This window comes from Synechococcus sp. R5-13 (genome assembly GCF_047462015.1).
In the GTDB taxonomy this organism is placed as follows: domain Bacteria; phylum Cyanobacteriota; class Cyanobacteriia; order Thermostichales; family Thermostichaceae; genus Thermostichus.
Genome location: NZ_JANSIL010000006.1, coordinates 1 through 6,713 on the forward strand (window position 1 = coordinate 1; position 6,713 = coordinate 6,713).

6 protein-coding genes are annotated in these 6,713 nt (G+C 57.7%); 1 reads left to right on the forward strand and 5 read right to left on the reverse strand.

Annotated features, from left to right (window positions below):
* Positions 1–13 precede the first annotated feature (13 nt).
* From NW840_RS00315 to rplI, 5 genes are all read right to left on the reverse strand, one after another.
* Positions 14–910: a TerC family protein gene (locus NW840_RS00315; protein WP_414341633.1), complete on the reverse strand. Its 897-nt coding sequence runs from the start codon at positions 908–910 to the stop codon at positions 14–16.
* A gap of 260 nt (positions 911–1,170) precedes the next feature.
* A complete protein-coding gene (gene larB / locus NW840_RS00320; protein ID WP_414341635.1) occupies positions 1,171–2,004 on the reverse strand; it encodes a nickel pincer cofactor biosynthesis protein LarB in 834 nt (277 codons plus the stop codon).
* Positions 2,005–2,051: 47 nt separating this feature from the next.
* Positions 2,052–2,948, reverse strand: coding sequence for a universal stress protein (locus tag NW840_RS00325; RefSeq protein WP_414341637.1), 897 nt, complete (start codon positions 2,946–2,948; stop codon positions 2,052–2,054).
* Between the two features lie 131 nt (positions 2,949–3,079).
* Positions 3,080–4,855 carry a replicative DNA helicase gene (dnaB, locus tag NW840_RS00330; RefSeq protein ID WP_414341640.1) on the reverse strand — a complete coding sequence of 592 codons (1,776 nt, stop codon included), beginning with the start codon at positions 4,853–4,855 and terminating at the stop codon, positions 3,080–3,082.
* Positions 4,856–5,033: 178 nt separating this feature from the next.
* The gene (gene rplI, locus NW840_RS00335; protein WP_414329820.1) at positions 5,034–5,498 is read right to left on the reverse strand and encodes a 50S ribosomal protein L9; all 465 of its coding nucleotides are present in this window, start codon (positions 5,496–5,498) and stop codon (positions 5,034–5,036) included.
* Between the two features lie 622 nt (positions 5,499–6,120).
* On the opposite strand from rplI, the gene NW840_RS00340 reads away from it, so the two are divergent.
* Positions 6,121–6,713, forward strand: a 593-nt coding sequence (locus tag NW840_RS00340) for a phosphate ABC transporter substrate-binding protein PstS (protein WP_414341642.1), incomplete at its 3' end; no start/stop codon positions are given.

Sequence of the window (6,713 nt, forward strand, 5' to 3'; positions counted from 1 at the left end):
TTTGCCAAACCGCCTAAAGCTCAGTAAATTCAGCAAAGTTCAGGGTTTTGGGGGTTAGAGGCATGCTCTCCTCTCCATTCTCTCTGCTCTGGGGCTCAGGGGCGAGGTCTTCCTCAAGGGCAGTCACCCAACCGGAGGGGACGATTTCCATCTCGTCTGTAACCCCTGCTCTTTTCTCTTCCCTCTTCTCTCCGTCAGCCAGCTCCGGCTGTTCATCCTGCTCCGAATTGAGTTTCACGCGCCGCGAGAAACCCCAGACAAATAGGGGGATCACAGCCACCACCATCCCCCACTCCGGGATCTCGATTTGGGGGAAAAACACCTCCAACAACATGGTGCTCCCCACCAAGGCGATGATGGCAAAAGCGGCGTCTTCCAGGTGAGAGAACTCGTCCAACCAACGCAAAAACAGAGAAGCCATGTAGCGCATCAGGGTAATGCCGAGAATGCCGCCGAGGATGATTACCCAAGCCTTGCGGGAGACACCCACCGAAGCAGCGATACTGTCGAAAGAAAAGACCAGATCCGTCAGTTCCACCATCACCAGGGTCTGCCAAAAATTGGCGTGGCGGGTGATGTCCTGTTCTTGGCCTTCTTCCCCGCCCCGAAAATGCTGCCAGGCCAGCCAGAGCAGATAACAGGCCCCCAAGAATTGGGCGGGCGGATACTCCACCAACCAAACTGCCGCAAAGACAATGGCGATGCGAAAGCCGTAAGCGCCGATGATGCCCCAGCGCAAGGCCCGATTCTGCTGCTGGGGGGTGGGCAGATGCTTCACCAGAGCTGCTAGGGCAACGGCGTTGTCCGCAGAGAGGGCGGCCTCCAAAAACACCAAAGCCACTACCAAGAAAATATCTGTCCAGGTGAAGGACTGAGTCATCCCTTGCGCCAGGATCAAGGTCGCTCTCATCGCATCTGTTGCATTTTTGACAAGTGTTGCATCAATTAGCATATTCGCGCGTTTTGTCCGCCCCAGTCAGTCCAACACAGCAGTTAACCAGCGTAGGAACCCTCCCCATCTTCGGATAAAGGTACCCCAGAAAAAGGCATGAACCCAGTTAGGTGACCAGAGGCAACACCCTCAAACTCCCGAAGGATGGGAAAGAGAAAGCCCAAGCCTAAACTATGGCCTGAGTATAGCCTGTTTGGCTCAGGATCTATTTACAATTCTTAACCTTCCGAAATCTGTCGATTCCCTGTTGGATCTCCAGTGGGGCCGCATGAACTCAATCGAGCTGCCAGCCGTTGTCCACAGCGCAGGATCTGGCCTGCCAGAATCGCCGCCCCGAAACCGTTATCGATGTTCAGCACTCCCACCCCCGCCGCGCAAGAGTTGAGCATGGTGAGCAGGGCAGCCAAGCCTTGAAAGCTGGCCCCGTAGCCAATGCTGGTGGGCACAGCGATCACCGGACAATCCGCCAGACCCGCCACCACGCTGGCCAAGGCCCCCTCCATGCCCGCCACCACGATCAGCACGTCCGCTTGCAGGGCCGCCCAGTTGTGCAGCAGCCGATGGATCCCGGCCACCCCCACATCCCAGAGGCGCTTCACCTGAAACCCAGAAAGCTCGAGCGTGAGGGCGGCTTCTTCTGCCACCGGTAAGTCGGCAGTGCCGGCGGAGATCACGCTGACCTGCCCAGGATGGCTGACCACCTGCCGGGGCGGGATCCAACACAAGCGGGCCAACTCGGAATACTGGGCCTGGGGCAAGCGGCTGCGGATCTCGGCATACACCTGGGCTTCGATGCGGGTGGCCAAGGCCAGGGATCCCCGCTGGTGGAGTTGCTCCAGGATCTGGGCAATCTGATCTGGGGTCTTGCCCGGCCCCCACACGGCTTCGGGAAAGCCCGTGCGCAAGGGACGGTGGTGATCCACATGGGCGAAATCTCCCACCGGCTCGAAGGGCAGAAAGCGATAGGCCTGCAGAGCTTGCTCTGGGGTGAGCTTCCCTTGGGCCACCGCCCGAAACAGATCCTGCAGCGCTGTCGTGGAAGGGGGGTTCATGGAAGGTGAGTTCAATCTGCAACACTCGGCTTGGATCTTGCCTGGATTTATTGGGCCAAAGACCCGCGCGGGAAAAACAACACCGGATGCCAACTTTGCCGCAAAATCTCGCCGGTGAGGCTGCGAACCGACCACTCCCAAAAGCTGCCCACATGGGGGGAGGCAGTGGCAATGGCCGTCATGTCTTCATCGGCAGCAGTAGCTAGGATCTCTTTGAGAGGGGATCCCACCCGCACCAGGGTGCGCAGCTGTACGGGCTTCACCTGCTCGCTCAGGGGTTCAAGCACCTGGGCCAGGTCAGCCTCGGCTTTGCGTTGGAGCACCTCCACCGGAGTTCCTTGGTTGCGGCGGGCGCTGGGATCCACCACGTAGAGCAGGGTAAGCGTCTGGCACTGGGAAGTACCGGGCAGCAGGTGGCCGAGATGGTTCAGCAACTGCTGACGCGGCTGCTCAAAGTCAAAGGGCACCAAGAGGCAGCGAAACAGGTGGCGGCTGCGCAAGCGCAATTCTTCCAGGGTAAAGGTAGCCAGCAGTTGGGGGCGCATCACCAGTAGGGGGATTTTCAGCTTCGGCAACAGCGTCATGGTGGTGCTGCCGAACAATTTTTCGGCGAGCAGGTTGTGGGTACCCATGCCTGTAATCAGCAGATCGGAGCCATAGGTTTGGATGCCTTTTAGGATTAGATCGGCTGGCCTGCCCGCCTGCACCAGAGCCTTGACTTCCAACCCCGCCGGGATCGGGTTCAGCAGCTTCTGCAACTGGGTCTGCTCTGCCTGGACTTCGGGGGTAATGTCGTCGGGAATGCCGATGTCGTCCTCTTGCCAATCTACGCTGCGGACGAAGGTGACGCGCTCGATGCCATTGCTGTGCAGATCTTCTAGACACTTGCCAAAACGCTGCAGGCCATCTCGGCGGTCGGTGGCAATTAACACGTTTTTAAACATATCGTTTTGAGCATTAGGAGAGAGGGTAGCCGGCTCAAGAGCAACGCTTTGGCCCGCAGCGATCCTAAGCTAACACCTTGCGGGGTTGTTCCCAAGGCAGCAGCTCCGGATCCCTCTTCGGCGTCGATTGCTCAGCGGTTGGGATCTGCCAGGTTGCGAAACTGGGTGTACTGGCTTTCGAACAGCAGGCGCACAGTGCCGGTGGGGCCGTTGCGATGTTTGGCAATGATGACCTCGGCAATGCCGCGATCGCTGGTGTTGGGATCGTAATACTCGGGGCGGTAGATCATCATCACCAGATCGGCATCCTGCTCGATGCTGTTGTGTACCAGCAGCCCGTTGGCCACAAAGTTGTGATGGCGGGGCATCTCGATGTCGTAAACCGGCTGAGGCTCCCCCGGCTCGCTGATGAACACCACCGGATCCCAGATCAGCCCCTCCTGCACCACCACCGCCACCTCTTCCTCCAATTGCAGCTCGTCCAAGGTTTTCCAGCCCTGTTGGGTGAAAAAGGGGTGATTGCCGGTGGCGCGAATGGAAAAGTTGAGGCGGGTCTTCAGAAGACAAGTGGGCTGGTGACCGCTGCGAAACACCTTCACCGGCTGCTGGGGCACCAGGCGTCCGCGTCCGTTCAAGCTGAGCAGGCGGGGCAGTTCCGCCGCAGCCGGTAGGGCCGCCAGTTGATCCAACCGCCAGATCTTGCCGCGATCCGCATCCATCACCTGCGTATCCCCGGCCAGACAGCCCGATTCCCGCAGGTCTGCCAGTTGCGGGCGCTTATCGGAGCGAGACTCAACAGCTCGACTGAGCTGAGACAGCACCAGCACCGGCACCATCAGCTCCTTGGCCATGGCCTTGAGGCCACGAGTAATGCGCGACAGCTCCTGCACCCGGTTGTCGGCGGCGGATCCCTGCATCAGTTGTAGGTAGTCGATCAACACCATCCCCAACGTTCCCCCCTGTTCCGCCTGCAAACGCCGCGCTTTGGAGCGAATTTCGGTAACGGTACAGTCGGGGGTATCGTCGATGAACAGGGGCAATTGCGATAAAAAACCAATGGCTTGTCCCAGGCGCTGCCACTCGTGTTCGCTAATGCGCCCAGAGCGCAGACGGCTGCTGTCGATGCGGGCTTCGCTGGCCAAAAGCCGCTGCACCAGTTGCTCCCTCGACATTTCCAGGCTAAAGATAGCGACCGGCTGCTTGGCATAGGCAGCCACATTCTGGGCAATGTTGAGGGCCAGGCTGGTCTTCCCCATCGAGGGACGACCGGCCAGGATCAACAAGTCGGATCGCTGCAAGCCCTGGGTCAGGTTATCCAGGTCGATGAATTTGGTCGGGATCCCAGGGAGCTGAGCCCCACTCTGGAACTTCTCTTCCAAATCCGAGAAGATATTGACCAAAACCTCGGAGGCCGGGATAAGACTGCGCTGCACCCGCTCTTGGGTGAGGCCAAACACCTGCTGCTCGGCTTGATCCATCACCTGAGACAGGGGCTGACTGGTATCGTAGGCCAAACGAGCCAAGGTATTGCTCACCTGGATCAACTGGCGGCGCATGTATTTATCCATCACCAGGCGGGCATACTGGTCGATGTTGACGCTGCTGACGGTTTGCTCCAGCAGACGACGGATCGCCCCTGTTCCTCCCACCCGCTCCAGAAGATGATGATCCGCCAACCAAGCAGACACAGTCATCAGGTCGGTGGGCTGCCCTTGGCTGTGCAGTTGGAGAGCAGCCCGGTAAATCTCTTGGTGGGCAGAGATATAGAACATCTCTGGACGCAGAAACTCCGCGACCCGCACCAACGCATCCGGATCGAGGAGAATGCCCCCCAGGATTTCCTCCTCGGCTTCAATGTTTTGAGGAGGAAGCCGATCCCCACCCGTTAAGTCGTAATCGCTGATCACCACAAGCCAGGATAGGAAAATCAACCCAGCCCTAGGGCAACCGGCCTCTCAGCCAGTCAGCTCCAATCGTCAGGCGGGTCAAGCTCTAGGCTGAGCATACCCGCTTGTTGCCTAAGGCAAAAACCCTACTCACCCCGGGATCCCTCACAGGAATTCAGGGAGCCTCAAAGGTAGCTTCTCATTCGGGAGTAACCTGAATGCGCAGCGTAGCGGTAACTTCGGGGTGTAACTTTACCTGCACGGGATAAACCCCGGTTTTTTTGATTTCCTCGTTGAGGAGAATGTTGCGGCGGTCGATATCTAGACCGCTGGTAGCCAGCACCACCTCGGCAATATCGCTGGTGGTCACCTGCCCAAATAGGAGGTCGTGTTCTCCCACTTTCTTACGGATGACGAAGCGACCAATGGTCTCCAGAGCGGTCTTGTAGTTTTCCGCCCGTTGTTTTTCTGCCAGTTTACGAGCCGCTTCCTGCTCCAGACGCATCTGCTGCTCTTTCAATATGCCAGGGGTAACCCGCACCGCCATCTGCCGCGGGAAGAGGTAGTTGCGAGCATAGCCGGGCTTGACGTTGACAATCTCTCCGGGCTTGCCCAGCCCTGGGATCGCCTGGCGCAGCACAACCTGCATGTTACGTTTCGACATTGGGAAGACACTTCTTTTCTCGACAGCCCTCCATTCTAGAGGCTCAGCAGGTTCATCGTCAGCCCAGAGTGCCATAGCCACCAGCCCGTCGGCATAGGGGATCCCTTCTCAGAGCTTATTCCCGATTGGCAGGTCTCTAGAGTCCTCTTCCAGCTCTGAACCTTGGCGGGAAGATGAAGAAGCCACCTTTCCAAACTCAAAAGGCGGAAGTTCTCTGTTTTGGGAGATACCCAATCCAGGGTAGGGAGTGGCTGACACCAAAGGGGATCCCTTGAGGGGTTTGCAACATTTGGCGGATATCCCCAGAGATAACCTGGGCTTAACCTCGTTTTAACTAAAAACAACTGCCTTTACGTTATAGTAGCTGCGCGGACTGGCGAAGTCTTCAATGGAGCGTTCCCGAGGGAACCCTGCGTGCTCAAAGGGATCCCTGGGATGTTGCGATTGGTTGAAGGCTTGTTGAGGATCGCAGGGTTAGCTTGAGGGTTGCCTCCAAGCTTCCAGGCGGTAGTGGCATACCCAGCCCGACGAGTTTTGATTGGGTTGGGTAAGGTTCTCGAGTGAAGTAGCCTTTTTTAGATCTGGGCTAGGATTTTATCTTCATCTGGGAGAGGAGATCTGTATGGTGATGTTGCACCCCTTGGAGCGTCGTTCTTTCCTGAAGTTTCTATCTGCCACTGTTGCCGGCTTTGCGGCTAGCCAGGCGAATTGGCAGCGGGTGTTTGCTCAGAAGACCATCACCATCAATGGCGCTGGGGCGACCTTCCCGGCCCCTATCTATCAAACTTGGGCCCAAGAGTTTGGCAAGAAAAACCCTAACATCCAGGTCAACTATCAGTCTGTAGGAAGCGGTGCGGGTCGTCAGCAGTTTGTAGCCCGCACGGTCGATTTCGGTGCCACTGACAGCGTGCCCCGTCCTGAACAGATCAACCAAATTGAGAATGAGGCTAACCCTCCCAAAGGGATGGTTTCTGTACCCATGGTGGGCGGAGCGTTAGTTGCAGCGTACAACATTCCTGGGGTGGGCCCCGAAATCCGCCTTTCCCGCCTGGCACTGGCGAATATCTTCCTGGGCAAGATCAAGAACTGGAACGATCCCCTGCTGGCTGGCCTTAACCCACAGGTGACTTTCCCGGATTTGCCGATTACCGTCGTGCATCGCTCTGATGGAAGTGGTACCACCGATATCTTCACCACTCACCTCAACGCTATTAG

Bases quoted from the DNA above. Each gene is read 5' to 3' on its own strand.
- NW840_RS00315 (WP_414341633.1), bottom strand. From the start codon at position 910: ATGAGAGCGACCTTGATCCTGGCGCAAGGGATGACTCAGTCCTTCACC.
- larB (WP_414341635.1), bottom strand. From the start codon at position 2,004: ATGAACCCCCCTTCCACGACAGCGCTGCAGGATCTGTTTCGGGCGGTG.
- NW840_RS00325 (WP_414341637.1), bottom strand. From the start codon at position 2,948: ATGTTTAAAAACGTGTTAATTGCCACCGACCGCCGAGATGGCCTGCAG.
- rplI (WP_414329820.1), bottom strand. From the start codon at position 5,498: ATGTCGAAACGTAACATGCAGGTTGTGCTGCGCCAGGCGATCCCAGGG.